30 protein-coding genes and 1 tRNA gene are annotated in these 24,953 nt (G+C 58.7%); 7 read left to right on the forward strand and 24 right to left on the reverse strand.

Annotated elements, in window-relative coordinates:
- Positions 1-4 precede the first annotated feature (4 nt).
- From rlmN to trmJ, 12 genes are all read right to left on the reverse strand, one after another.
- Positions 5-1,153, reverse strand: coding sequence for a 23S rRNA (adenine(2503)-C(2))-methyltransferase RlmN (gene rlmN / locus GXB78_RS08860; protein ID WP_024014215.1), 1,149 nt, complete (start codon positions 1,151-1,153; stop codon positions 5-7).
- Positions 1,154-1,181: 28 nt separating this feature from the next.
- On the reverse strand, positions 1,182-1,607 hold the full coding sequence (ndk, locus tag GXB78_RS08865; protein WP_024014216.1) for a nucleoside-diphosphate kinase: 426 nt from the start codon (positions 1,605-1,607) through the stop codon (positions 1,182-1,184).
- Positions 1,608-1,694: 87 nt separating this feature from the next.
- Positions 1,695-1,895, reverse strand: a complete 201-nt coding sequence (gene iscX / locus GXB78_RS08870; RefSeq protein ID WP_016773328.1) for a Fe-S cluster assembly protein IscX — start codon at positions 1,893-1,895, stop codon at positions 1,695-1,697.
- A 14-nt stretch (positions 1,896-1,909) separates the two neighbouring features.
- Positions 1,910-2,251, reverse strand: a complete 342-nt coding sequence (gene fdx / locus GXB78_RS08875) for an ISC system 2Fe-2S type ferredoxin (protein WP_016773327.1) — start codon at positions 2,249-2,251, stop codon at positions 1,910-1,912.
- Positions 2,251-4,116: a Fe-S protein assembly chaperone HscA gene (gene hscA, locus GXB78_RS08880; protein ID WP_329515140.1), complete on the reverse strand. Its 1,866-nt coding sequence runs from the start codon at positions 4,114-4,116 to the stop codon at positions 2,251-2,253. The genes fdx and hscA overlap by 1 nt, the downstream gene beginning before the upstream one ends.
- 50 nt (positions 4,117-4,166) lie before the next feature.
- Positions 4,167-4,688, reverse strand: a complete 522-nt coding sequence (hscB, locus tag GXB78_RS08885; protein ID WP_016773325.1) for a co-chaperone HscB — start codon at positions 4,686-4,688, stop codon at positions 4,167-4,169.
- 8 nt (positions 4,689-4,696) lie between these two features.
- Positions 4,697-5,020: an iron-sulfur cluster assembly protein IscA gene (gene iscA / locus GXB78_RS08890; RefSeq protein ID WP_003227904.1), complete on the reverse strand. Its 324-nt coding sequence runs from the start codon at positions 5,018-5,020 to the stop codon at positions 4,697-4,699.
- Positions 5,021-5,054: 34 nt separating this feature from the next.
- Positions 5,055-5,441 carry a Fe-S cluster assembly scaffold IscU gene (gene iscU, locus GXB78_RS08895; protein ID WP_003227907.1) on the reverse strand — a complete coding sequence of 129 codons (387 nt, stop codon included), beginning with the start codon at positions 5,439-5,441 and terminating at the stop codon, positions 5,055-5,057.
- A 100-nt stretch (positions 5,442-5,541) separates the two neighbouring features.
- Positions 5,542-6,756 carry an IscS subfamily cysteine desulfurase gene (locus tag GXB78_RS08900; protein WP_039761430.1) on the reverse strand — a complete coding sequence of 405 codons (1,215 nt, stop codon included), beginning with the start codon at positions 6,754-6,756 and terminating at the stop codon, positions 5,542-5,544.
- A gap of 50 nt (positions 6,757-6,806) precedes the next feature.
- A complete protein-coding gene (gene iscR / locus GXB78_RS08905) occupies positions 6,807-7,298 on the reverse strand; it encodes a Fe-S cluster assembly transcriptional regulator IscR (RefSeq protein WP_016773323.1) in 492 nt (163 codons plus the stop codon).
- A 239-nt stretch (positions 7,299-7,537) separates the two neighbouring features.
- On the reverse strand, positions 7,538-8,314 hold the full coding sequence (gene cysE, locus GXB78_RS08910) for a serine O-acetyltransferase (RefSeq protein ID WP_122752272.1): 777 nt from the start codon (positions 8,312-8,314) through the stop codon (positions 7,538-7,540).
- Between the two features lie 3 nt (positions 8,315-8,317).
- Entirely contained in the window at positions 8,318-9,088 is a 771-nt protein-coding gene (gene trmJ, locus GXB78_RS08915) for a tRNA (cytosine(32)/uridine(32)-2'-O)-methyltransferase TrmJ (protein ID WP_329515141.1), read from the reverse strand.
- A gap of 145 nt (positions 9,089-9,233) precedes the next feature.
- Between trmJ and suhB the strand changes: the two genes are divergently transcribed.
- Positions 9,234-10,052 carry a type III secretion system regulator SuhB gene (suhB, locus tag GXB78_RS08920; RefSeq protein WP_016773320.1) on the forward strand — a complete coding sequence of 273 codons (819 nt, stop codon included), beginning with the start codon at positions 9,234-9,236 and terminating at the stop codon, positions 10,050-10,052.
- Between the two features lie 241 nt (positions 10,053-10,293).
- On the opposite strand, the gene GXB78_RS08925 is transcribed toward suhB, so the two are convergent.
- From GXB78_RS08925 to queA, 6 genes are all read right to left on the reverse strand, one after another.
- Positions 10,294-10,842: a glycine zipper 2TM domain-containing protein gene (locus GXB78_RS08925; protein ID WP_007956693.1), complete on the reverse strand. Its 549-nt coding sequence runs from the start codon at positions 10,840-10,842 to the stop codon at positions 10,294-10,296.
- Positions 10,843-10,963: 121 nt separating this feature from the next.
- Positions 10,964-11,878, reverse strand: a complete 915-nt coding sequence (gene secF, locus GXB78_RS08930) for a protein translocase subunit SecF (protein ID WP_253495694.1) — start codon at positions 11,876-11,878, stop codon at positions 10,964-10,966.
- 9 nt (positions 11,879-11,887) lie between these two features.
- Positions 11,888-13,756 (reverse strand): protein translocase subunit SecD, encoded by a 1,869-nt coding sequence (gene secD, locus GXB78_RS08935; RefSeq protein WP_016773318.1) that lies wholly within the window; start codon positions 13,754-13,756, stop codon positions 11,888-11,890.
- Positions 13,757-13,821: 65 nt separating this feature from the next.
- Complete coding sequence (gene yajC, locus GXB78_RS08940; protein WP_016773317.1) at positions 13,822-14,160, reverse strand: preprotein translocase subunit YajC; 339 nt, start codon at positions 14,158-14,160, stop codon at positions 13,822-13,824.
- Positions 14,161-14,203: 43 nt separating this feature from the next.
- Positions 14,204-15,319 (reverse strand): tRNA guanosine(34) transglycosylase Tgt, encoded by a 1,116-nt coding sequence (gene tgt, locus GXB78_RS08945; RefSeq protein WP_160768392.1) that lies wholly within the window; start codon positions 15,317-15,319, stop codon positions 14,204-14,206.
- Positions 15,320-15,333: 14 nt separating this feature from the next.
- Positions 15,334-16,398 (reverse strand): tRNA preQ1(34) S-adenosylmethionine ribosyltransferase-isomerase QueA, encoded by a 1,065-nt coding sequence (gene queA / locus GXB78_RS08950; protein WP_083353529.1) that lies wholly within the window; start codon positions 16,396-16,398, stop codon positions 15,334-15,336.
- A gap of 108 nt (positions 16,399-16,506) precedes the next feature.
- On the opposite strand from queA, the gene GXB78_RS08955 reads away from it, so the two are divergent.
- Positions 16,507-16,591, forward strand: a tRNA-Leu gene (locus GXB78_RS08955).
- Positions 16,592-16,904: 313 nt separating this feature from the next.
- On the opposite strand, the gene GXB78_RS08960 is transcribed toward GXB78_RS08955, so the two are convergent.
- The 4 genes from GXB78_RS08960 to GXB78_RS08975 form a co-directional block, all read right to left on the reverse strand.
- Positions 16,905-17,261, reverse strand: coding sequence for a DUF7079 family protein (locus tag GXB78_RS08960; protein WP_329515142.1), 357 nt, complete (start codon positions 17,259-17,261; stop codon positions 16,905-16,907).
- The gene (locus GXB78_RS08965; RefSeq protein ID WP_329515143.1) at positions 17,246-18,028 is read right to left on the reverse strand and encodes a hypothetical protein; all 783 of its coding nucleotides are present in this window, start codon (positions 18,026-18,028) and stop codon (positions 17,246-17,248) included. Before GXB78_RS08965 ends, GXB78_RS08960 begins: the two co-directional genes overlap by 16 nt.
- Positions 18,029-18,038: 10 nt before the next feature.
- Entirely contained in the window at positions 18,039-18,584 is a 546-nt protein-coding gene (locus GXB78_RS08970; RefSeq protein ID WP_329515231.1) for a PAAR domain-containing protein, read from the reverse strand.
- A 198-nt stretch (positions 18,585-18,782) separates the two neighbouring features.
- Positions 18,783-19,001, reverse strand: coding sequence for a DUF6429 family protein (locus tag GXB78_RS08975; RefSeq protein WP_329515144.1), 219 nt, complete (start codon positions 18,999-19,001; stop codon positions 18,783-18,785).
- Positions 19,002-19,220: 219 nt separating this feature from the next.
- On the opposite strand from GXB78_RS08975, the gene GXB78_RS08980 reads away from it, so the two are divergent.
- On the forward strand, positions 19,221-19,550 hold the full coding sequence (locus GXB78_RS08980; RefSeq protein ID WP_329515145.1) for a hypothetical protein: 330 nt from the start codon (positions 19,221-19,223) through the stop codon (positions 19,548-19,550).
- A 28-nt stretch (positions 19,551-19,578) separates the two neighbouring features.
- Here the strand turns inward: GXB78_RS08980 and GXB78_RS08985 are convergent, their stop codons facing one another.
- Positions 19,579-20,052 (reverse strand): hypothetical protein, encoded by a 474-nt coding sequence (locus tag GXB78_RS08985; protein WP_329515146.1) that lies wholly within the window; start codon positions 20,050-20,052, stop codon positions 19,579-19,581.
- Positions 20,053-20,259: 207 nt separating this feature from the next.
- Between GXB78_RS08985 and GXB78_RS08990 the strand changes: the two genes are divergently transcribed.
- The 4 genes from GXB78_RS08990 to GXB78_RS09005 all read left to right on the forward strand — a co-directional run bounded on the left by GXB78_RS08990 (position 20,260) and on the right by GXB78_RS09005 (position 23,722).
- A complete protein-coding gene (locus GXB78_RS08990; protein WP_329515147.1) occupies positions 20,260-20,994 on the forward strand; it encodes a hypothetical protein in 735 nt (244 codons plus the stop codon).
- 71 nt (positions 20,995-21,065) lie between these two features.
- The gene (locus GXB78_RS08995) at positions 21,066-22,985 is read left to right on the forward strand and encodes an alkaline phosphatase D family protein (RefSeq protein WP_329515148.1); all 1,920 of its coding nucleotides are present in this window, start codon (positions 21,066-21,068) and stop codon (positions 22,983-22,985) included.
- Between the two features lie 231 nt (positions 22,986-23,216).
- On the forward strand, positions 23,217-23,471 hold the full coding sequence (locus GXB78_RS09000) for a type II toxin-antitoxin system prevent-host-death family antitoxin (RefSeq protein WP_042608352.1): 255 nt from the start codon (positions 23,217-23,219) through the stop codon (positions 23,469-23,471).
- On the forward strand, positions 23,468-23,722 hold the full coding sequence (locus tag GXB78_RS09005) for a Txe/YoeB family addiction module toxin (RefSeq protein ID WP_042608353.1): 255 nt from the start codon (positions 23,468-23,470) through the stop codon (positions 23,720-23,722). The genes GXB78_RS09000 and GXB78_RS09005 overlap by 4 nt, the downstream gene beginning before the upstream one ends.
- On the opposite strand, the gene GXB78_RS09010 is transcribed toward GXB78_RS09005, so the two are convergent.
- Positions 23,716-24,903 carry an aspartate aminotransferase family protein gene (locus GXB78_RS09010; protein ID WP_329515149.1) on the reverse strand — a complete coding sequence of 396 codons (1,188 nt, stop codon included), beginning with the start codon at positions 24,901-24,903 and terminating at the stop codon, positions 23,716-23,718. The genes GXB78_RS09005 and GXB78_RS09010 overlap by 7 nt on opposite strands.
- Between the last annotated feature and the right edge of the window lie 50 nt (positions 24,904-24,953).

Genomic DNA, 24,953 nt, shown 5'->3' on the forward strand with positions numbered 1-24,953 from the left:
TCTCTTAGTTAGTGTTCGCGGCGTTCTGTGCCAGATCGCTGTCGGCGCTCAACTCGCGCACGGCGATGTAACGTTCGCTGCGACGGGTGCGATCCAGCACCTGCCCTACCAATTGACCACATGCGGCATCGATGTCTTCACCACGAGTGGTGCGCACGGTGACGTTGAAACCGGCCTGATGCAACTGATCCTGAAAGCGGCGGATGGCGTTGTTGCTCGGCCGCTCGTACCCGGAGTGCGGGAACGGGTTGAACGGGATCAGGTTGATCTTGCACGGGATATCCTTGAGCAACTCGATCATTTCCACTGCGTGCTCAAGCTTGTCGTTGACGTCCTTGAGCAAGGTGTACTCGATGGTCAGCACACGTTTTTCGCCAAGGGCGGACATGTAGCGCTGGCACGACTCGAGGAGCATCTTAAGCGGATATTTCTTGTTGATCGGCACCAATTGGTTACGCAATGCGTCATTCGGTGCGTGCAGGGACAACGCCAGGGAGACGTCGATGTGCTTGGCCAGCTCATCGATCATCGGCACCACACCCGAGGTGGACAGGGTCACGCGGCGCTTGGAGATCCCGTAGCCGAGGTCATCCATCATCAGATGCATGGCGGCGACGACGTTGTCGAAGTTCAGCAACGGCTCGCCCATGCCCATCATCACCACGTTGGTGATGGCGCGGTCGACGGTGGCCGGGACGCTGCCGAAAGATTTGTTGGCAATCCACACCTGACCGATGACTTCGGCGGCGGTGAGGTTGCTGTTGAAGCCTTGCTTGCCGGTGGAGCAGAAACTGCAATCCAGGGCACAGCCTGCCTGGGACGAAACGCACAAAGTGCCGCGTTTGCCCTGGGGAATGTACACGGTCTCGACGCAGCTGCCGGACGCCACGCGCACCACCCATTTACGGGTGCCGTCGCTGGAGATGTCCTCGCTGACCACTTCCGGACCACGTACTTCAGCAATGGCCTTGAGCTTGTCGCGCAAGGCTTTGCTGACGTTCGTCATGGCGTCGAAATCATCGACGCCAAAGTGGTGAATCCATTTCATTACCTGACCGGCACGGAAACGCTTCTCCCCGATTGAGTCGAAGAATTTTTCCATTTCCGGCTGGGTCAGACCCAGCAGGTTTGTTTTAACAGTCGATGTAGTCATGGATTCACCTTCACTCTGCAAGCAATGCTTAGCGAGTGGTTACTTCAGTAGCTGCGAAGAAGTAAGCGATTTCGCGAGCGGCAGCAGCTTCGGAGTCCGAACCGTGAACGGCGTTGGCGTCGATCGATTCAGCGAAGTCAGCACGGATGGTGCCGGCAGCAGCTTCTTTAGGGTTGGTAGCGCCCATCAGCTCACGGTTGCGAGCGATAGCGTTTTCGCCTTCCAGAACCTGAACGACAACCGGGCCGGAAGTCATGAAAGCAACCAGGTCACCGAAGAAACCGCGCTCGCTGTGCTCAGCGTAGAAGCCTTCGGCTTCGGCTTTGGACAGTTGCTTCAGTTTCGAAGCTACAACGCGCAGGCCAGCGTCTTCGAAGCGAGTGGTGATCTTGCCGATCACGTTTTTAGCAACGGCGTCAGGCTTGATGATGGAGAAAGTACGTTGAACAGCCATGGTGTAACTCCAGAAACGGTAATTTGCGAAAAATTAAACCCGCGAATTATACGCGGGTTCTTGGGTATTGCCTAACCTGCGAGACGATCAGTCCAATTCTGCGGCCCAGAGCTCCTGAACCGCCTCGAGCACCTTCTCGCCGACCCGGCCAGATGTAGCATCGAAGTCAGGCAGTTCAAGAATCATCTGCTGCAGACGGACAAAACCTACAGAGTATGGATCGAGCCCCTCGTGGGCCTCGGCCAGCTCTTCGGCAATGCGTTGAACATCATTCCAACCGTAGCTCATGACAGTCTTACCAGTCAGTGCGGCGCTTCGGCCGCATGGTTAAGCGAATATTTCGGAATCTCGACGGTGAGGTCTTCTTCACCGACGATGGCCTGGCAGGCCAGACGCGATTGCGCTTCCAGGCCCCAGGCACGATCGAGGAAGTCTTCTTCCAGCTCGTCAGCCTCTTCCAGCGAGTCGAAACCCTCGCGGATGATGCAGTGGCAGGTGGTGCAGGCGCAGACGCCGCCGCAGGCACTTTCCATTTCGATGTGGTGTTCGTGGGCCAGTTCGAGAATCGATGTGCCGGGCGCAGCCTCGACCACCATGCCTTCAGGGCAGAACTTCTCGTGGGGCAGAAAAATGACCTGCGGCATCAGATATCCTCGATTTCATTCAGGTTGCGCCCCGACAGAGCGGCTTTCACCGTCAGATCCATGCGGCGGGCAGCAAAAGCATCGGTCACTTGCGACAGACGCTTGGTCTGCTGCTCGATGGCGTAACCATCGGTACCTTTCATCAGTTCGGCCAGTTCCTGCATTTGCAGTTCGATGACCATGCGCTCTTCGGCGTCGAGCAACCGCTCGCCATCGGCGTCCAGCGCGCCCTGCACGGCTTCGAGCAGGCGCTGGGCATCGACTTGCTGCTCACGCAGAACGCGGGCAACCTTGTCGTCATTGGCGTGCTGGAACGAATCCTTGAGCATCTTGGCGATTTCGCCGTCAGTCAGGCCGTAGGACGGTTTGACCTGAATGCTCGCTTCAACGCCCGAGCCCAATTCACGGGCAGACACGCTGAGCAGACCGTCGGCGTCGACCTGGAAGGTCACGCGAATCTTCGCCGCACCGGCCACCATCGCCGGAATGCCGCGCAATTCGAAACGTGCCAGGGAACGGCAATCGCTGATCAGCTCGCGTTCACCCTGCAAGACGTGAATCGCCATGGCCGACTGGCCATCTTTATAAGTAGTGAAATCCTGGGCGCGGGCGACGGGAATGGTGGTGTTGCGCGGAATCACCTTTTCCATCAGACCGCCCATGGTTTCCAGCCCCAGGGACAGCGGAATCACGTCGAGCAGCAGCAGTTCGCCGCCATCGCGCTTGTTGCCAGCCAGGGTATCGGCCTGGATCGCGGCCCCGATGGCCACCACTTGATCCGGGTCGATTTCCGTCAATGGCTGACGACCGAACGCTTCGGCAACGGCTTCGCGAACGCGCGGCACGCGGGTCGAACCGCCGACCATGACCACGGCGTGGACGTCTTCCAGCTCAATGCCGGAATCGCGAACGGCGCGGCGGCAGGCTTTCAGACTGCGCGCGACCATCGGCTCGATCAGCGCATCGAAGGCTTCACGGGTCAGTTGTGCTTTCCAGTCGCCGTAAGCCACTTCAACACTCGCCGCGTCGGTCAGGGCTTCTTTGGCCGCGCAGGCGGTCTGCAGCAAATTGCGTTGTGCGCCCGGATCGAGATCAGCGGACAGCCCAGCGCTTTCAATGATCCAGCCGGCAATCGCGTGGTCGAAGTCATCGCCGCCCAGCGCGCTGTCGCCGCCGGTGGCCAGCACTTCAAAGACGCCGCCGGTCAGACGCAGAATCGAAATATCGAACGTACCGCCACCCAGGTCATAAATCGCCACCAGACCTTCGGCGTGCTGATCCAGACCATACGCAACGGCAGCGGCGGTCGGCTCGTTGAGCAGACGCAACACGTTCAGACCGGCGAGCCTGGCCGCATCTTTGGTGGCCTGACGCTGAGCATCGTCGAAGTAGGCAGGGACGGTGATCACCGCGCCAACCAGTTCACCGCCCAAGGTCGCTTCAGCACGCTGACGCAAGACCTTGAGAATATCGGCGGAGACTTCAACCGGGCTTTTCGGGCCTTGTACGGTGTCGATGAACGGCATGTGCGATTCGCCGCCGACAAAGCGGTACGGCAGTTGCTCGCCCAATTGCTTGACGTCGGACAGCCCACGACCCATCAAGCGCTTGACCGACAGCACGGTGTTCAGAGGATCGGAGGATGCGGCGAGCTTGGCCGACTCGCCGACTTCGACGCGGTCGGCGTGATAACGCACGGCGGACGGCAGGATGACCTGCCCGTTGGCGTCGGCCAGCGGTTCGGAGAGACCACTGCGCAGCGCAGCGACCAGCGAATTGGTAGTACCCAAGTCGATCCCCACAGCCAGACGACGCTGGTGCGGTTGAGGACTTTGGCCGGGTTCGGCGATCTGCAGTAGAGCCATGGTGATCAGGTCTTGTCTGTCTGTCAGCGTGCAATCAGGGCAGCACTGGGTTAATCGTCGAGGCGCTCTTCCAGCTGGCGCACTTCGTAGGTGAGCTTGTCGAGGAACTGCATGCGCCGCATCAGGCGTTCGGCCTGCTCGCGTTGCGCTGCATCATCCCAACAGGCTGCGAAGCTTTCGTTGAGCTGCTCCTGAGCTGCCTTCAAGCGACGCTTGAATACCGCGACACCGTCGAGGTCGGCACTGTCCTGCAGGTCTTCGAGCTCTTCGCGCCATTGCATCTGCTGCAGAAGAAACTCGGGATCGTGGACAGTGACTTCCATCGGCACCTCATGCCCGCTGATCTTCAGCAGGTAGCGGGCGCGCTGGGCCGGGCTCTTGAGCGTCTGGTAGGCGTCGTTGAGCCGCGCCGATTGCTCGAGCGCCGAGCGCTGCTCGCGCTCCGAAGCGTCGGCAAAACGGTCGGGATGGACGCCGCGCGCCAACTCACGGTAGCGCGTGGCCAACTGCTCGAGATCCAGGCGGAAGCTCGGTTGCAGCTCGAATAAAGCGAAATGACAAGGAATACCCACGACCAGCCTCAGATGTTGAAGCTTTCGCCGCAGCCACATTCACCGCGCACGTTGGGGTTGTTGAACTTGAAGCCTTCGTTCAACCCTTCCTTGACGAAATCGAGCTCGGTGCCGTCCAGGTAGGCCAGGCTTTTCGGGTCGATGATCACTTTTTCGCCGTGACTCTCGAACACCTGATCTTCCGCCACTACCTCGTCGACAAACTCCAGCACGTAGGCAAGGCCGGAACAGCCTGTGGTGCGAACACCCAGACGAATCCCTTCACCTTTGCCGCGCCCATCGAGGGAGCGCCGCACGTGTCGAGCAGCCGCTTCTGTCATGCTGATAGCCATCGTTGACTCCTTACTCGTCGCCGAATCTTGAAATTCAGATCAAGCCTTTCTTCTGCTTGTAATCGCGAACTGCCGCTTTGATAGCGTCTTCAGCGAGCACGGAGCAGTGGATTTTCACTGGCGGCAAAGCCAGTTCTTCGGCCAGCTGAGTGTTCTTGATGGTTTCGGCTTCGTCCAGGGTCTTGCCCTTCATCCACTCGGTGGCGAGGGAGCTGGAGGCGATCGCCGAACCGCAACCGTAGGTCTTGAACTTGGCGTCTTCGATAACGCCCTGATCGTTGACCTTGATCTGCAGACGCATCACGTCGCCGCACGCCGGCGCGCCGACCATGCCAGTGCCGACATCAGGATCTTCCGCGTTCATCTTGCCGACGTTGCGCGGGTTTTCGTAGTGGTCGATGACCTTTTCGCTGTAAGCCATGATTCTCAATCCTCACTCATCAGGGCCGCTCTTGAGACCCTGCAACTGCGCTGCGTTAACGCCGCGTCGCTACAGGATCTGTATCCGGCGGCTTCTATAGTTAGTGTGCCGCCCACTCGATTTTCGAGATATCGACGCCGTCTTTGTACATGTCCCACAGCGGCGACAGAGCGCGCAGCTTGGTAACGGCCTCGCACACTTTCTGCGCGGCGTAGTCGATTTCTTCTTCGGTGGTGAAACGGCCGAAGGTAAAGCGGATCGAGCTGTGTGCCAGTTCGTCGTTGCGGCCCAGGGCGCGCAATACATACGAAGGCTCCAGGGACGCCGAGGTGCAGGCCGAACCGGACGATACCGCCAGATCCTTGAGCGCCATGATCAGCGACTCGCCTTCAACATAGTTGAAGCTCAGGTTCAGGTTGTGCGGAACGCGGGCGGTCAGGCTGCCGTTGACGTACAGCTCTTCCAGGTGCTCGACCTGCTGGTAGAAACGGTCGCTCAAGGCTTTGATGCGCACGTTTTCAGCGGCCATATCTTCCTTGGCTACGCGGAACGCTTCACCCATGCCGACGATCTGGTGGGTCGCCAGGGTGCCGGAACGCATGCCACGCTCGTGACCGCCGCCGTGCATGGTCGCTTCGATGCGCACACGCGGCTTGCGGCTGACGTACAGCGCGCCGATGCCTTTAGGACCATAAGTCTTGTGGGCGGAGAACGACATCATGTCGACTTTCAGCTTCTGCAGGTCGATTTCGACCTTGCCAGTGGACTGAGCGGCGTCGACGTGGAACAGCACGCCCTTGGCGCGCAGCATCTCGCCGATGGCGGCGATGTCGTTGATGGTGCCGATTTCGTTGTTGACGTGCATCACCGACACCAGAATGGTGTCTTCGCGCAGTGCCGCGTCGATCATTGCCGGGGTGATCAGACCGTCTTCGGTCGGCTCGAGGTAGGTCACTTCGAAACCTTCACGCTCCAGCTGGCGCATGGTGTCGAGGACAGCCTTGTGCTCGATCTTGCTGGTGATCAGGTGCTTGCCTTTGGAGGCGTAGAAATGTGCCGCGCCCTTGATCGCCAGATTGTCGGATTCGGTGGCACCGGAGGTCCAGACGATTTCGCGCGGGTCGGCGTTGACCAGATCGGCCACCTGACGACGAGCGTTTTCGACGGACTCTTCAGCCTTCCAGCCGAACACGTGGGAACGGGACGCCGGGTTACCGAAGTTTCCGTCGACCAGCAGGCATTCACTCATTTTCTGCGCAACGCGCGGATCAACCGGGGTGGTTGCAGAGTAATCAAGGTAAATCGGCAATTTCATGGACTATCTCCTAAATCAGGGCTGGCGTGCCGCGGGTAGCTCTTCGGCTGTCATTCGACGGCGGACGCTTCAATCTTGTCCAGGCGTGGCGCCTTGCTGCTGCAACGGCGCTGGTCCTGACGCTGGGCCACTTCTTGTACCTCACGGCGAGTCACAAGGTCGGCCAAGCTGATACCGCTCAGAAATTCGTGAATCTGCAGGCTCAAGTCGCACCACAGATGGTGGGTCAGGCAGGTATCGCCGGAATGGCAATCGCCCTGGCCCTGGCACTTGGTGGCATCGACCGATTCGTTCACCGCATCGATCACCTGGGCGACCTGGATGCCCTGCATGTCGCGGGACAACTGGTAGCCACCACCCGGACCGCGAACGCTGGAAACCAGGTTACTGCGGCGCAGCTTGGCGAACAGCTGCTCGAGGTAGGACAGGGAGATGCCTTGGCGCTCGGAGATATCGGCCAGAGACACCGGCCCGTGCTGCGCGTGCAACGCCAGGTCAAGCATGGCGGTCACGGCGTATCGGCCTTTTGTAGTCAGTCGCATGGACAGTTACCACGGAGTTCGGAATGGGCGGGAGTATGCAATTCCCGAGCATTTAAGTCAACTATAAGACCTAGTGCTTTAGTCGGGTTTACCCGCAAAAGAGCGCGCGCATCATAGCAAAGACGGGTTGCGGACAGCCAGCGCAACCGCGTGATCGTTCTTCGCGAGCAGGCTCGCTCCCACACTGGAATGCATTCATCTGTGGGAGCGAGCCTGCTCGCGAAAAGCAGCGCCGCGGTTCAGCCGGCTTTCGATTCGTCCTTGCCTTTGACGCAGGCGAAGTCTTCTTCGCGCAGCTCAGGCAGATCTTTCGCACAGTAATTGCTGCCCAGGTCCTTCAGCGCACCGCACATGCCTTCCAGACGCCCGTCCACCGCTTGCAGATGATCGAGCAACTGGCCGATGGCGCGGGCCACCGGGTCGGGCATGTCTTCGCTGACGCCGTAGGCGTCGAAACCGATCTTCTCGGCCATGGCTTTGCGCTTGGCGTCCTGCTCTTCATCAGTCTTGATGATGATCCGCCCCGGAATCCCAACCACCGTGGCGCCGGGCGGCACTTCCTTGGTGACCACGGCATTCGAGCCGACTTTGGCGCCGGCACCGACCGTGAACGGGCCAAGGACCTTGGCGCCGGCACCCACCACCACGCCATCACCCAGCGTCGGGTGGCGCTTGCCTTTGTTCCAACTGGTGCCGCCGAGGGTCACGCCTTGATAGATGGTGACGTCGTCGCCGATTTCGGCGGTCTCGCCAATGACAATGCCCATGCCGTGGTCGATGAAGAATCGACGGCCGACCTTGGCGCCCGGATGAATTTCGATCCCGGTCAGCCAGCGACCGAAGTTCGACACCAGCCGCGCCAGCCATTTCAGCTCGTTGCGCCAGAGCATGCCGGCCAGACGATGAATCCAGATCGCATGCATGCCGGGATAGCAGGTCAGGACTTCAAAAGCGTTACGCGCCGCCGGGTCTCGATGGAATACGCTTTGGATATCTTCACGCAAACGCTCAAACATCATTCAATCCTTCCGCTTTAGAAGCTCGCCACGGGCCGCTTTCTGGGTTTCCGTGAGGATGCCACGCAAAATATTCATTTCCGCCCGGCTGACCGAGCTGCGTCCGTACAACCGGCGCAGGCGCGCCATCAAGTGCCGTGGTTTTTCCGGGTCGAGGAATTCGATGGCAACCAGCGTCTGCTCCAGGTGCTCATAGAATCGCTCCAGCTCATCCATGGTCGCCAGCTCGGCGCTTTTCACCGAAGCGACTTCTTCCTTCTCGATCTTGCTCGGCTGACCTTGGGCGGCCAGCCAGGCCATGCGCACTTCGTAGCTCAACACCTGCACCGCCGCGCCCAGGTTCAGCGAACTGAACTCCGGGTCGGAGGGGATGTGCACGTGAAAGTGACATCGCTGCAGCTCCTCATTGGTCAGGCCGGAATCTTCACGACCGAACACCAACGCGATTTCTGCGCCCTGCCCGGCTTCCTCAACCACTTTGTTGCCGCATTCGCGCGGATCCAGCAGCGGCCAGGGGATGCGCCGGTCGCGGGCGCTGGTGCCGAGCACCAGATTACAGCCGACCAAAGCGTCTTCCAGGGTGGCGACGACTTGCGCGTTTTCAAGGATGTCACCGGCACCGGAGGCGCGGGCATCGGCCTCGTGGTGCGGGAAGACCCGCGGTTCGACCAGCACCAGTCGCGACAGACCCATGTTTTTCATGGCGCGCGCGGCCCCGCCGATGTTGCCGGGGTGGCTGGTGTTGACCAGGACGACACGAATGTTCTGCAGCAAGGGGGGCGCTCTCGGACACAGGAAAGGGGGGCAAATCTTACAGAACAGCCTACCGTTAAGCTATGAAAGCGAACAGCGTCCTTCACCTGAAGAAAAGTTCTGATAGAATGCGCGGCTTTCTTTAACAACCTTAGGTGACACATCCATGCAGCCCATGCTGAATATCGCGCTGCGCGCCGCCCGCAGCGCCAGTGAACTGATCTTCCGCTCCATCGAGCGCCTGGATACCATCAAGGTCGACGAAAAAGACGCCAAGGATTATGTATCCGAGGTCGATCGCGCCGCTGAACAGAAAATCATCGATGCCCTGCGCAAGGCTTACCCGAATCATTCGATCCAGGGTGAAGAAACCGGCCTGCACGCTGGCACCGGCATCGAAGGCGAAGAGTACCTGTGGATCATCGATCCACTGGACGGCACCACCAACTTCCTCCGTGGCATTCCGCACTTTGCAGTGAGCATTGCCTGCAAATATCGTGGCCGTCTGGAACACGCGGTGGTTCTGGACCCGGTTCGTCAGGAAGAATTCACCGCTAGCCGTGGTCGCGGCGCCCAACTGAACGGTCGTCGTCTGCGTGTCAGCGGTCGCACCAGCCTCGACGGCGCCCTGCTCGGCACTGGCTTCCCGTTCCGTGACGACCAGATGGACAACCTCGACAACTACCTCGGCATGTTCCGCGCCCTGGTCGGCCAGACTGCCGGCATCCGCCGCGCCGGTTCGGCGAGCCTGGACCTGGCCTACGTGGCTGCCGGTCGTTTCGATGCGTTCTGGGAATCGGGCCTGTCCGAGTGGGACATGGCTGCAGGCGCACTGCTGATTCAAGAAGCCGGCGGCCTGGTGAGCGACTTCACCGGCGGTCACGACTTCCTGGAAAAAGGCCACATCGTTGCCGGCAACACCAAATGCTTCAAGGCAGTGCTGACGGCGATCCAGCCGCACCTGCCGGCTTCGCTGAAGCGCTAAGCTTTCCGCGGAACGAAAAAAGCACCCTTCGGGGTGTTTTTTTATGCCTGCAATTCCAAACACCACAATTCCCTGTGGGAGCGAGCCTGCTCGCGAATGCGGTGCATCAGCCAACATCAATGTCGACTGTTGGAATGCTTTCGCGAGCAGGCTCGCTCCCACAGTGGGTCATGGATAGCCCTGAATCGCGGGTATAAAAAAAGCACCCCGCAGGGTGCTTCTTTTCAAAACCGTTTAAGCCTTACTGACCCGGCTCATTCTGCGACAGGATGAGCTTGCCTTCCTTGTCGACCGGAATCTGGTTGCCCGGATCGCGATCCATCCGCACTTTGCCTTCCTTGCCATCAAGCGAGTAACGCACGTCGTAACCGACGACCTTGTCGCTGATGTCATTGACCGTGTTGCAGCGGGTTTGCGTGGTGGTGTAGGTGTCACGCTCCTGCATGCCTTCCTGCACCTTGTTACCGGCATAACCGCCACCAACTGCACCGGCCACCGTGGCAATCTTCTTGCCGGTGCCGCCGCCAATCTGGTTACCGAGCAAACCGCCAGCCAGCGCGCCGACCACGGTACCGGCGATCTGGTGTTGATCCTTTACCGGCGCCTGCCGGGTGACCGTTACATCCTTGCATACTTCACGTGGAGTCTTGATCTGTGTCTTGACCGGCTCAACGGCTAATACTTGCGCATACTCAGGGCCGCTTTTAACCAGGCTGTAGGTGGCAACAGCACCCCCGGCTGTGACACCGACAGCACCCAATACCGCACCAACCAGCAACGACTTGTTCACATGAACCTCCTGACCATCACATGCGGGACGCGCCCGCGCTTCTCCCAGCCTTGGAGCATAAAAAAAGGCGCGAGTTCAACTCGCGCCTTTTGTTGGCTGACAGCCGGGAAATCTTTGGCCGTTATGGACGGTCGTCGACTTCCTTCTCGGTGTTGGCTGGAGGAATCAGATCCTCGGTGGTCAGGTTCAGCCAGATCAGCACCACGTTGGCGATGTAGATCGACGAGTAGGTACCCGCCAGCACACCGATGAACAACGCGATGGAGAAGCCGAACAGGTTGTCGCCGCCGAAGAACAGCAGCGCCGCGATCGCCAACAGCGTGGAGATCGAGGTCGCCATGGTGCGCAGCAGGGTCTGGGTGGTCGAGATGTTGATGTTCTCGATCAGCGTCGCCTTGCGCAGCACGCGGAAGTTCTCACGCACCCGGTCGAAAACCACGATGGTGTCGTTCAGCGAGTAGCCGATGATCGCCAGCACCGCCGCCAGTACCGTCAGATCGAAAGTGATCTGGAAGTACGAGAGGATACCCACGGTCACGATCACGTCGTGGATCAGCGAGACAATCGCGCCGACCGCGAACTTCCACTGAAAGCGGAACGCCAGGTAGATCAGGATGCCGCCGAGCGCCAGCAGCATGCCGAGGCCGCCCTGGTCGCGCAGCTCTTCACCGACCTGCGGGCCGACGAACTCGACGCGCTTGACCGTCGCCGGGTTATCGCCGCCGATCTTCTGCAGCGCTTCCGCTACCTGATGACCCAACTGCGGGTCTTCACCCGGCATGCGCACCAGCAGGTCAGTCGTGGCGCCGAAGTTCTGCACCACGGCTTCGTGGTAACCGGAAGTCGCCAATTGCTCGCGGACCTTGGTGACGTCGGCCGGACGCTCGTAGGTCAGCTCGATCAGCGTACCGCCGGTGAAGTCCAGGCCCCAGTTCATGCCCTTGGTGGCGACACTGAACAAGGCAATGACGGTAAGCAACACGGTGACGCCGAACGCGAAGTTGCGAACGCCCATGAAGTTGATTGTACGTAACATGGCAGCCCCTTAAATCCACAACTTCTTGAAGTCACGCCCGCCAAAGATCAGGTTGACCATTGCGCGGGTCACCATGATGGCCGTGAACATCGAGGTAAAGATCCCGAGGGACATGGTCACTGCGAAACCCTTCACCGGGCCGGTGCCCATGGCGAAGAGAATGCCGCCGACCAGCAAGGTGGTCAGGTTGGCGTCGAGAATCGCGGTGAATGCCCGGCCGAAGCCTTCGTTGATTGCCCGCTGCACAGTCATGCCGGCGGCGATCTCTTCACGAATCCGCGAGAAGATCAGTACGTTGGCGTCGACCGCCATACCCATGGTCAAGACGATACCGGCGATACCCGGCAGGGTCAGCGTAGCGCCCAGCAACGACATCAATGCCAGCAGCAGTACCATGTTCACCGCCAGCGCGACGGTGGCGATGACGCCGAAGAAGCGGTAGATGGCGATGATGAACAGCGACACGAACAGCATGCCCCACAGCGACGCATCGATACCTTTGGTGATGTTGTCAGCACCCAGGCTCGGACCGATTGTGCGCTCTTCAGCGAAGTACATCGGTGCAGCCAGACCACCGGCACGCAGCAGCAGCGCCAGTTCGGACGACTCGCCCTGACCGTTCAGGCCAGTGATGCGGAACTGTGCACCCAGCGGCGACTGGATGGTCGCCAGGCTGATGATCTTCTTCTCTTCCTTGAACGTCTGCACCGCGACGTCTTTCTCGACGCCATCGACCACTTGCTTGGTGTAAGTGGTGACCGGACGCTGCTCGATGAAGATCACCGCCATGCTGCGACCGACGTTGGAACGGGTCGCGCGGCTCATCAGCTCGCCACCGTGGCCATCCAGACGGATGTTCACTTCAGGCGTGCCGTGCTCGCCGAAACCGGCCTTGGCGTCGGTAACCTGGTCACCGGTGATGATCAGACCACGCTCGATCTGCGCTGGCGGACGGTTGCCTTCACGAAATTCGAACGACTCGGAAGTGGCTTTCGAAGCACCCGGCTCAGCGGCCAGACGGAACTCAAGGTTGGCCGTCTTGCCGAGAATACGCTTGGCTTCGGCAGTGTCCTGTACGCCCGGCAGCTCAACCACGATGCGGTTGGCGCCCTGACGCTGGACGATCGGTTCGGCAACACCCAGCTCGTTGACGCGGTTACGTACCGTGGTCAGGTTCTGCTTGATGGAGTATTCACGGATTTCCGCCAGCTTGGCCGGGGTCATCGCCAGACGCAGCACCGGTTGACCATTGAGGTCGGCCGGAACAATGTCGAAATCGTTGAAGTTCTTGCGGATCAGCGCACGGGCCTGTTCGCGGGAATCTTCATCGCTGAAGCCCAACTGAATGGCACCGCCCAGTTGCGGCAGGCTGCGATAGCGCAGCTTCTCTTTGCGCAGCAGGCTCTTGACGTCGCCTTCATAGACTTTCAGGCGTGCATCGAGGGCTTTGTCCATGTCCACTTCGAGCAGGAAGTGCACACCACCGGACAAGTCCAGACCCAGCTTCATCGGGTGCGCACCGAGGTTGCGCAGCCATTGCGGGGTGGTCTGTGCCAGGTTCAGCGCGACGACGTAGTCATCACCCAATGCCTTGCGTACAACGTCTTTGGCCGGCAGCTGGTCTTCAGCCTTGCTCAGACGGATCAGACCGCCCTTGCCGCCCGCGGTCAGAGTGGCCGCCTTGACGTTGATGCCGGACTCTTTCAGCGCTGTGCTGACGCGAGCCAGATCGGCGTCATTGACCTGCAGAGCCGTGCTGGCGCCGCTGATCTGAATAGCCGGGTCATCGGGGTAAAGATTGGGAGCGGAATAAATCAGACCGATCGCCAGCACCGCCAGGATCAGAATGTATTTCCACAGAGGGTATTTGTTCAGCATCACGCCGCCCGTTATGAACGCGGGGCGCCTTGCGCGCCCCGTCGATTGAGTAGAAGTTGTTGCTCTTAGATCGCTTTCAGCGTGCCTTTTGGCAGCGTGGCGGCGATGGCGCCTTTCTGGAACTTCATTTCCACGGTGTCGGACACTTCCAGGACCACGAAGTCATCGGCAACCTTGGTGATCTTGCCGGCGATGCCGCCAGTGGTCACGACTTCGTCGCCCTTCTGCAGGCTGCTCAGCAGGTTCTTCTGCTCTTTGGCGCGCTTGGCCTGTGGACGCCAGATCATCAGGTAGAAGATGACCAGGAAGCCGACCAGGAAAATCCACTCGAAGCCGCCGCCCATTGGGCTTGCAGCAGCCGGTGCAGCTGCGTCAGCCATGGCGTTAGAGATAAAAAAGCTCATTTAGCACTCCAGTTGCAAATGTTGAATCTTGGGGTCAGAAAACTCAGTCCAAAGGCGGGACGGGAAGTCCGCGTTTGGCGTAGAAGGCATCGACAAAGGCGGCCAATGTACCCTGTTGAATAGCCTCGCGCAAACCAGCCATCAGCACCTGATAATGGCGCAAGTTATGGATGGTATTGAGCATGCTGCCGAGCATTTCGCCGCACTTGTCCAGGTGATGCAGATAAGCGCGCGAGAAGTTCTGGCAGGTGTAGCAATCGCAGGTCGGATCCAGCGGCGATTCATCATGGCGATGGAACGCGTTACGGATCTTCAGCACACCGGTATCGATGAACAGATGCCCATTGCGGGCATTACGGGTTGGCATCACGCAATCGAACATGTCCACCCCGCGGCGCACACCCTCAACCAGATCTTCCGGTTTGCCAACGCCCATAAGGTAACGAGGTTTGTCAGCGGGCATCTGGCCCGGCAGATAATCCAGCACCTTGATCATTTCGTGCTTCGGCTCGCCCACCGACAGACCGCCGATGGCGAGGCCGTCGAAGCCGATCTTGTCGAGGCCTTCGAGCGAGCGCATGCGCAGGTTTTCATGCATGCCGCCCTGGACGATACCGAACAGCGCGGCGGTGTTGTCGCCGTGGGCATTCTTCGAACGCTGCGCCCAGCGCAACGACAGTTCCATCGATACGCGCGCGACGTCTTCGTCAGCCGGGTATGGCGTGCACTCGTCGAAGATCATCACGATGTCGGAGCCGAGATCGCGCTGCACCTGCATCGATTCTTCCGGGCCCATGAACACTTTGGCGCCGTCGACCGGAGAGGCGAAGGTCACGCCCTCCTCCTTGATCTTGCGCATGGCGCCGAGGCTGAACACCTGGAAACCACCGGAGTCGGTGAGGATCGGCCCCTTCCACTGCATGAAATCGTGCAGGTCGCCGTGTTCCTTGATCACTTGAGTGCCGGGACGCAGCCACAGGTGAAAGGTGTTGCCCAGAATGATTTCCGCGCCCGTGGCGACGATGTCGCGCGGCAGCATGCCCTTGACCGTGCCGTAGGTGCCGACCGGCATGAACGCCGGAGTCTCGACGGTGCCACGGGGGAAGGTCAGGCGACCACGGCGAGCCTTGCCATCGGTGGCCAGCAGCTCAAAGGACATTCGACATTCGCGACTCATTCTGTTTCCTCTGGGCCCGACTGTTCAGGGGCAGTTGGAGCGGGATTGCGGGTGATGAACATCGCATCCCCGTAGCTGAAAAAGCGGTAACCGTTTTCAACGGCGGCCTTGTAGGCGGCCATGGTTTCGGGATAACCGGCAAACGCGGAAACCAGCATCAACAGCGTGGATTCCGGCAAATGGAAATTGGTCACCAGGGCATCGACCACATGAAAAGGCCGGCCCGGATAGATAAAGATGTCGGTGTCGCCACTGAACGGCTTGAGCACACCATCGCGCGCCGCACTCTCCAGCGAACGCACGCTGGTGGTGCCGACCGCAATCACCCGACCGCCACGCGCACGGCACGCAGCGACCGCATCGACCACGTCCTGGCCGACTTCCAGCCACTCGCTGTGCATATGGTGATCTTCGATCTTCTCGACGCGCACCGGCTGAAACGTCCCCGCGCCCACGTGCAACGTCACGAACGCCGTCTCGACGCCCTTGGCGGCAATCGCCTGCATCAACGGCTCATCGAAATGCAGCCCCGCCGTCGGCGCCGCCACGGCGCCCAGACGCTGGGCGTAAACGGTCTGATAACGCTCGCGATCCGAGCCTTCATCCGGGCGGTCTATATAAGGAGGCAACGGCATGTGCCCGACGCGGTCGAGCAGCGGCAACACTTCCTCGGCAAAACCCAGCTCGAACAGCGCATCATGACGCGCCAGCATCTCGGCTTCGCCACCACCGTCGATAAGGATCTTCGAACCCGGCTTGGGCGACTTGCTGGAGCGCACATGAGCCAGCACGCGGTGCGCATCGAGCACGCGCTCGATGAGAATTTCCAGCTTGCCGCCGGACGCTTTCTGCCCGAACAGCCGCGCCGGAATCACCCGGGTATTGTTGAACACCATCAAATCGCCCGGGCGCAAATGCTCAAGCAAATCAGTGAATTGACGGTGTGCCAGGGCGCCGCTCGGCCCATCAAGGGTCAGCAGGCGACTACCGCGACGCTCGGCCAACGGATGGCGGGCGATCAGCGAATCAGGAAGCTCGAAAGTAAAGTCAGCAACGCGCATGATGGGGTTCGTCTAGCAGGGCCGGAAAGTCTAGCGGAAATATCAAAAATTGACCATGAAACGTGATTGACCAACGGTAATCACCTCTCTATACTTCGCCGCCATTGAGCCCTGATGGCGGAATTGGTAGACGCGGCGGATTCAAAATCCGTTTTCGAAAGGAGTGGGAGTTCGAGTCTCCCTCGGGGCACCAACACAGAGAAAAAGGTCTTGCGAAAGCAAGGCCTTTTTTTTCGTCTGGAGGAAAGTGGAGGGTTGTTTTTGTCTTTTTTCCAAAACAATCAGGGCAACCAGCTTTTCACTCTTGCGGCGCCGGGGCCAACGCGCCACCGGCTAGCCTAATGCCCAACCGTCTAGGGCAACAAGCCCATCAAAAAACCTCAATCGAACCTGCAGTAATTGCTCTGACTCCATGTCCTGACGCTGGGGAACTGGCCGGATCGGTTACGTGCCGCAGGTTTTGCCAAACGCCCGGTCATAATCGCCTGATCCCGGCTAGTTCGGGCTCAAAGCCTACTTTCGATTTCCTCCCAGATGTACGCGTATTTGTACTTCAGCCAACGAACCAGCACTTTATCGAACTGGCGACGAAACCAGTTTCGCTCCCTAGCTTCCAGCCTTTCCTCAATCGATTCTCTGAGTATGTCGGGGTCGAAACCCGTCCATATCGGAGGCACAGGAGCAACGAGATTGGTAAAGCACACCGGCGCGACCTCTGAATAAAGAATTGAGTAAAGGATTTCAGGGTCGACACCTCTCACCTTATTCGCCAAATAATCATATTCCACGGGAAAATCATTGAATGGCTCGGAAAGCGCGGCTCTGACTTTTGTCAGTTGTGGCTCGGTCAGAAGATGTCCCAATGTGTGAGCTCCTCTAACTCTTCATCCAGTGAACTCGCGACCGCTTCGCCTGCGACACCACCGGCGATTGTTCCTGCCAATACAACCGCTATTGCACAAATGGGCGCGCCTGGGCCGCAGAGTGCGCTAACGCCCATCCCCGCAAGAACACCGCCGACCGCCCCCGAACCAACAATGATGCCTTGGCGAGCAGCTTCTTTGGGTTTGTTGTCAGCATTCAGAATTTGATAGGTTGCCAGAGCCGCCGTCACGAGAACACCAAGCTTGCCCATGATCAGCATTTTTTTGGTGCCGGCCGTGAATCTCGCATTATCACGACCGGAAGATTCCAGGATGGCGTAGTGAACTTTGTTCTTCTCTACGTCTGAAAGACTGTCGTACCCCTTCTGAAACAAGTTTTCAGAGTAGATATCCAATAGTGTTTTCAGTCCCTTCCCGTCTTTCTTTTTCCTCTGAGCGATCGCCAATCCTTGCGCTGACGTGAATTTACGATGCTCCATCATGATTTTGTTTCGCATCTCATGACTAAACTTCACACCTTCTTGCGCCGTAATCCTCCCCGCTTTCACGTCGTCTCTGACCTGCTGAGACATACGCTTGATGTTCTTGGTATAGCTCGCCCTGATCTTTTCATCAGAGATCGCGTCCAGTGAAAATCTCAGCGCAGTGCCCTCCATCAGCTCCAGAGCCCTGTCGAGTGGCGAGTCTTGCAGGGCGTGCTCGCGCTGGACTACGTAGCTGCCTGTCACAATGTACGGTTCGGTCATAGGGCGGTCCTTATCCCAATATTTTGCTCAAAAGGCTTTCGGTGAGAGACGAGCTTTCGGCAGGCTGTTCTTCCTCGAACTTGAGCATCAAGCAGGTTTTTCCGGATGGATTGGCGAATTTGACCGCATTGTCCTTGTTGAAGACGCCTGGCAGCGATGAACCATCATCAAAGTGGGCGATACAGGAAAGTCCCTCATATCTTTCCTCGGCAGGAATTCTGAAGCCAATCCATCTGGCTTGTCCGATCAGAGGTTCCGGTGGAGTAAAGTCGCAAGGAGTGTGCGTATCGCCAATGATGATTGTGCTTGACCCACCTATCACGATGCTGCCGTGCGTGCCGCCGGTATTGATCGTGGCAGCATTTTTGCCATTTATGAAAACTGTCGAGGAAAGCCCCGAAGAGAGCGCACTGCCGCAGGTACATGAATCACCTTGGCGAGCTGCGGGCAAACCATCGAAGAAAACGTCAGGCGAACCTGTCGCGATGGGGTTCGTTCCGTGCCCTGGAACAGGACAGCTGGAGGGATCGCTTTTACGAGCGGCCGGGTTAGCTATGGATGACTCCTGTCAAAAAAATCCTTTTCTAGAGGTAAACCTACCACGAAATTCAGCCTGGACGGCCGCATCCGATCATTCAAAAAAGTGCTCGGTCACCACACCGGGCTACTTGTTGCTCCGGTTAACGCGTTGGGTACTTCGCTGGTTTTCTACCTCGGCACCACCTCAAGTTTCAGAATCGGACGCGTCTTCTCCCTACTCCTTGACTGCAAACATCCGCTCAGCAATCTCCCGCCCCCGCTCTAACCCTTCCTCCGTCAACCAGATCGATTTGCTCTTGTTCACCGGATTTCTGATCAAACCCTGCTCGTGCAAACGGTTCGTGACTTCGAAGTCATAGCCCTTCCACGTATTGCCGTCGTCGGAGCTATAGGCTGCCAGGAGAGCGAGGACGGCGTCGTCGATCAGTTTCATGTCGTATTCCATGATGTTCACTCCGCTGATGTTCAGTCTTTGTAATCAAAGCGTCGTATCAAAGTGGATGTCAATGCTGCGCCAGCCTGTGAGTTTAGATGCCCGATTGCTGGTTGCCTCGCATGCGATGACCGCCCGTATAATCACGCCCGCACGACAGACTCCGCCGGAACTTCGCGCATTGGTTTCAAGCCCTCCACTTCACTGACAGACATCCCCATGGAAACCTCACTGGAAACCGTCGCCCTCTTCTCCCTCAAACTCGCCTACGAAGAAGAAGGCCTGAGCCCGATCCTGCGCGATGACATGGTCATGGGCGATTATCAGAAAGATGTTTTCGAGCTACTGGTGAAACGTGGCGATGTCGAGACCATTCAGTTCAAGATGAACGAATGCCTGAACCTGGCGTTGAATGCGCTTGGCGGGGTCGAGAAGCCGTTGGGGCGGGAGTTGCGCAAGTTGTCGGCGGAGTTGGCTCAGGCGCGATCGGTGGAGCAGCTGGGTCAGCCGCTGCTCGCGCTTAAGGGATATTTGAAAGACATCCTCTAGCAGACAGGCTCTTATCCCAAAGTAAACATCAGCCAGTAGTGCCGCTGACCAGAATCCAGTCACTTGTCGGTAACCGGAGACGCATTGATACCGCGGCAACGAATACGAATCCGAAAAACGCCAACCACAAGTGCCACAGCCTGACCTTATGCATTGCTCGCCAGAACCAGTGTTGTGCAAGGATTGCCGCCGTTTCGAGCACTTTCACGTCGAATGGGCCCGGCGTGTTATATCCGATACGCAGCGCCATGGTTTCAGACATAGCCTTGTAGAACCTGATCAGCCCATGGCACTTGACCATACACACCGAACCCAGTAACCCGACTACCATCAGGGCATAGACAAGCCAGCTATCTTGCTCATCCAGCTTTTGATCAATAGCCATCACAGCGATCAATGCTCCAATGACCACCGTGAGCGTATTCGCAATAGCGCGGCGCTCGTCCTGGTGATGTCTGACCTGCTCACAATAATGCCCGTAAACGCTGATCTCGGCTTCCATGCTTTGCTCCCTTGATGTTCTGGAATTGTCGACTCGATCCGACCGTGGTGCAGTCTAATGCGTCGCCTTCAGACATGGCTTTTTTATTGCTGGATCGCGGCTAAGCCGATGGCATAAGTCGTTGCTTTTGTTATCTTCCCTCTCTTTACCGGTATGCCTGCGGAAAGCGCGGTCTTCAAACCAAAAGTCATCAAGGAAAAGGATCAAATGGAGTTTCTGCGTTTTCTGGCGTTCGTCGCTGTCTGGGGTTTCATGTGGCGCTGGGTGGTGAAAAACCGCGGTAGCTGGAATATTTTCTACGGCAATATCGTTGGCGCGGCGGGCGGCTTCATTGTGGGTCTGGTGGTGTTGTCGATCACCTTTTCGCTGTTTCCTTCGTCGTTCGATCACCAGGCGCAGGCGGAAAACACACCAGTCGTCGAGTCGAGCTCTGTGTTGCCTGAAGCCGAGGCAGTCACGCCCGCCACCGAGCTGAAAGATGCGCCGGCTTTCGCTGCCATCGAGGCGGACGACCAGCCTTCTCCCGCCGACTCCGCGTTGTTGCCGAATAACGTGAGCCGGGCGCCGAAATCGATGGCGGTACAGAAGGTGCTGGATCAAAGCGACTATGAGGGTCGCATGGCCCTGGCCGCGCTGAACAAGAAGTTGCGCGGCGACGCACAGGCCGACAAGTCGATGATCGCGTATGTCATGTGCAGCCCGTTTGTCACCAGTACCCTGCGCTATCCCGCGTCGGCGCGTTTCGCTGACAGCAAAGCGCTGGTCAGCCATCGCTACAAGGATCAGGTCTACAGCTTCAGCAACAGCGTCACCGCGCGCAACATGAATGGCGACGATGTCACCTATCGTTTCGATTGCTCTGTGCAAGAGCTGCCGCGAGTTGACGCGACGGCTGGGGAATGGCGTTTGCTGGCGCTAAAAGTGCAAAAAGCCGACTCTTAAGACTGATTTAAGGGATCAGTGCGCCGGCTGCGCTATCATCGCCAGCCTGTGCGCCTTGAGCTTTGCCCTCGATGTTTTCAACACCCGATGACCTGATCTCGCTGCCTCCTGTCCTCGCCGGCCCGCTGCTGCGGCGGCTGGAGCCGACGCGAGTCGTGCTGTGGCTGGTGGGCTCGCGTGAACTGTCGCTGACCTTGCGCCTGCAGGGTGTAGGAGATATTCCGCTCGACTCAGAGAAATGCACGGTCATTGCCGTAGGCCGTCATGCGTTCGTGCATCTGATCGACGTTCAACTTGAAAGCGCCCTGCCCTGCGACATGTTTATCGCTTACGACCTGCTGATCGACGACGTCATCGGTATGGCTGAGTGGGCGCCTCATCTGCTTTACCCTGGTGCCAGCTGCGCGAACCTCGTAGTGCGTTCGCGGATCGACCAATTGCTCCACGGCTCCTGCCGCAAGCCGCATCATCCGGCAACCGATGGTCTGCTCTGCGTCGATCAATTGCTGGCCGACGAAACCGAGGCGCAACACCGTCCTGCGCTGCTGATGATGAGTGGTGATCAGGTCTATGCCGACGACGTCGCCGGGCCGATGCTGCGGGCCATTCATGCCTTGATCGAGCGTCTGGGTCTGTTCGACGAGCACCTCGACGGTGCCGTGGTCAGCGACAGCGCAAAGCTCTACCAACACCCGGCCAGCTACTACCATCGTGCGGATTTGTTACCGGCGCTGGAGAGCAACGAGACCTTGCGCGAGCGATTTTTCGGTGGCGCGCGTAAGCCGATTTTCACCAGCAGCAGTGCCGACAATCACCTGGTGACGTTCGCCGAAGTCATGGCCATGTACATGCTGGTGTGGTCGCCGACGCCGTGGTCGCTGATCCAGCCGAGCGCGCCGACGCTGACGCCGCAACGCCGCAAGCGCTACAACCTCGAGCAGACGCGCATCGATGCTTTCAAGTCGGGCTTGGGCAACGTCGCGCGGGCGCTGGCGCATCTGCCGAGCCTGATGATTTTCGATGATCACGACATTACCGATGACTGGAATCTTTCTGCGCAGTGGGAGGAAACCGCCTACGGCCATCCGTTCTCCAAACGCATCATCGGCAATGCGCTGATTGCTTATCTGTTGTGTCAGGGCTGGGGCAACAATCCGGATGCCTTCAAGGACGTGCTGGAACAGACCGCGCAACTGAGCGCCAGCGGTGACGACGGCTATCTGGACATGCCGGTGCAGGACGATCTGATTGATCAGTTGCTGCGTTTTCAGCAGTGGCATTTTGTGTTGCCGAGCAGTCCGGCACTGGTGGTGATAGACACGCGCACCCGGCGCTGGCGCAGCGAGATGGCCCTCAAGCAACCGTCGGGCCTGCTCGACTGGGAGGCCTTGAGCGAACTGCAACAGGAACTGCTTGATCACCCTTCGGCAATCATCGTGTCGCCGGCGCCGATCTTCGGCGTGAAGCTGATTGAAACCGTGCAGAAGGTGTTCAGCTGGTGCGGTTATCCGCTGCTGGTCGACGCGGAAAACTGGATGGCTCATCGCGGCGCGGCGCAGGTGATCCTGAACATTTTTCGACACTCGCGCACACCCGGGAACTACGTGGTGCTGTCCGGCGATGTGCATTATTCCTTCGTCTACGAAGTCCTGATCCGCCACCGCAAGGCCGGCCCCCGGATCTGGCAGATCACCAGCAGCGGCATCAAGAACGAATTCCCGCCAACGCTGCTGGAATGGTTCGACCGCCTCAACCGCTGGCTCTACTCACCGCGCTCGCCGTTGAACTGGCTCACCAAACGCCGATTGATGCGCATCGTCCCGTATACGCCGGAACATGCCGAGGCCGGGGAACGGCTGTGGAATTCTGCGGGGATCGGACAGGTGTTTTTCAATGAGCAAGGGCAGCCGAGCGAGATTGTTCAGCACAATTCGAATGGGGCGGAGAAGACGAGGATGCTGGCGCCGGAGTTTAAAGATGTGCCAGATTGAAGCAGTAACCATTTCCTACATCGGCTAGGTCATGAGATGACGAGATAAGGGCTTCGCGACACTGAACAGGAGGGAAGAGGATTACAACCCTCTCAGAAACGTCTCGAATATTACTGAGCGATACTGATTGAAGTCGCAGTCAGCCCTGCTGCGACACAACCACTGGTAGGTGTCGCCTTGTCATCCTGTACTCATTTCTGTACGTTCTCTGCATCCAGCGAGGACTTCAATATGCAAACCATCAACTACACCACCGCCCGTGCGCATTTGGCCGAGACGATGGACCGTGTCAATGAAGATCGTGCGCCGCTATTGGTCACTCGGCAGAAAGGTGAACCCGTAGTGATGATGTCTTTGGCCGAATACAACGCATTGGAAGAAACAGCCTACTTGCTTCGCTCCCCCGCCAACGCCGAACGGCTGATGAAATCCATCGGTGAGTTGCGCGCCGGCAAAGCCAAAGTCAGGCAATTGATCGAAGAATGAAAATCGAGTTCACGCCAACAGGCTGGGAAGACTATTTGTGGTTTCAGCAAAACGACAAGGCTGGGCTCAAGCGTATCAATCTTCTGATCAAAGCAATCAAGCGCGAACCGTTTGAGGGTGTCGGTAAACCAGAGGCGCTCAAACATAATATGAGCGGCCTCTGGTCACGCCGAGTAACGGCCGAACATCGTCTGGTGTACAGGGTTGAGGACGGCGAAATCTGCGTTATCAGTTGCCGGTATCACTATTGAACCTGAGCTGAATCAATCATCAGAGCCCGCGCCACTCCTCTGACAATCATCCCTACTTCCCGCTCATCAATCGTCAACGGCGGCAGCAAGCGGATCGTCTTGCCACGAGTCACGTTGATCAACAAGCCATGATCCCGCGCGGCGATCAGCGTCAGATCGCGCACCGGTTGTTTCATCTCGATGCCGATCATCAGGCCCTGCCCACGGATTGCGAGGACATTCGGGTTGTCCGCCAGTTCGGCGCGCAGGCGTTCCAGTAGCCGTATGCCTTGCACCCGCGCATTCTCCAGCAAACCTTGTTCTTCGATGATGTCCAGCACCGTGCAGCCGACCCGGCAGGCCAGTGGATTACCGCCGAAGGTGCTGCCGTGGCTGCCCGGGGTGAACAGGTCGGCCGCGCGGCCGCGGGCCAGGCAGGCGCCAATCGGCACGCCATTGCCGAGGCCTTTGGCCAGGGTCATGACGTCGGGCACGATGCCTTCGTGCTGAAAGGCGAACCACTGCCCGGTGCGGCCGATGCCGGTCTGGATTTCATCGAGCATCAGCAGCCATGCGTGGCGATTGCACAGGTCGCGCAGGGCCTTGAGATAACCCGACGGTGCGACTTGCACGCCGCTTTCGCCCTGGATCGGTTCGACCAGAATCGCGACGATACGCGCGCCATGCTTGCGTTGTATTTGCTCCAGCGCCGCGAGATCGCCAAACGGCACTTTGACGAAATCCCCTGGCAGTTCATTGAACCCCAGGCGCACTGCCGGGCCATCGCTGGCGGACAGCGTGCCGAGGGTGCGGCCATGAAACGCGTTGGCCATGACCACCACCAGCGGCTGCTCGATGCCTTTGCGCCAGCCGTACAGCCGCGCCAGTTTCAGCGCCGTCTCGTTCGCTTCAGCGCCGGAATTATTGAAGAACGCGCGCTCCATGCCCGACAACGCCGTCAGCCGTTTGGCCAGTTGTTGCTGCCAGTCGATGCTGTACAGGTTGGAGGTGTGCAAGAGCAATCCCGCCTGCTCGCTGATCGCCGAGACAATCCGCGGATGCGAGTGGCCGACGTTGGTCACTGCCACACCGGCAACGGCGTCCAGGTATTCGCGCCCCGCCTGATCCCACAGGCGCGTACCCAGGCCCTTGGTGAAACTCAGGGCCAGTGGTTGGTAGGTGTTCATCAGGGCGGCGGTCATGACGTGAAACTCCATTGCAGGTCGGTGTTTTTGCAGTATGGTTAGCCACC

It is taken from the genome of Pseudomonas moraviensis subsp. stanleyae (assembly GCF_036283065.1).
Lineage (GTDB): Bacteria > Pseudomonadota > Gammaproteobacteria > Pseudomonadales > Pseudomonadaceae > Aquipseudomonas > Aquipseudomonas stanleyae.